Source organism: Aurantimonas sp. A2-1-M11, assembly GCF_036549475.1.
GTDB lineage: Bacteria > Pseudomonadota > Alphaproteobacteria > Rhizobiales > Rhizobiaceae > Aurantimonas.
Genome location: NZ_JAZHLI010000226.1, coordinates 1 through 590 on the forward strand (window position 1 = coordinate 1; position 590 = coordinate 590).

The following is a 590-nucleotide window of genomic DNA, read 5'->3' on the forward strand; positions in this document are numbered from 1 at the left end:
GGCTTGTCTGGTTCCTGCAAGCAAGCCAGCCAAAAACGGCGAAACCGCATACGTCCAAACGTCTTTCCGGGTGCGTCGCTTCAACGGCTTAGCCATTATTCAGGGCGGACTCATTATTATCCGCCGGGCACGTCGAAGTGGAACAGGATCGAACATCGGCTGTTCTGTCACATCACCCAGAACTGGCGCGGCCACCCGTTGACCGATCGCCGCGCCGTGGTCGAACTGATCGGCGCAACGACAACCAAAACCGGCCTCAAAGTCGAGTGTGCGCTCGATACGCGCATCTACGAGAAGGGTCTCAGAGTATCCGATGCCAAGATCGCCGGCCTCGACATCACCGGCGACGCCTTCCATCCCGAATGGAACTACACGATCAAGCCAAGACAGCCGGAAGAGTAGCAGTTATCGATGCGGATATCCTTGATGTCGTTGTTCATGCGGAAGGGCAGCGACCAGCCATTGAGGGTCACGACGGGATTGTAGTCCGGCCCCGCCGTCGGAATCAGCGGCGGTTGCGTGGCCGCCGTCTCCATGATCGGCGCCTCCGGAAGCCCCATGGCCGACGTCTTCGACCAGGCGGTGATCCC

General features: G+C 59.8%; 1 protein-coding gene and 1 pseudogene. One reads left to right on the plus strand and one right to left on the minus strand.

Features of this window, described 5'->3' with window-relative positions; translation table 11 throughout:
- Positions 1-402, plus strand: a 402-nt coding sequence (locus VQ042_RS25810; RefSeq protein WP_442880263.1) for an ISAzo13-like element transposase-related protein, incomplete at its 5' end; no start/stop codon positions are given.
- An 8-nt stretch (positions 403-410) separates the two neighbouring features.
- Here VQ042_RS25810 and VQ042_RS25815 read toward each other — a convergent pair.
- A pseudogene (locus VQ042_RS25815) lies at positions 411-587 on the minus strand (copper oxidase); the annotation flags it as partial.
- Positions 588-590: the final 3 nt, after the last annotated feature.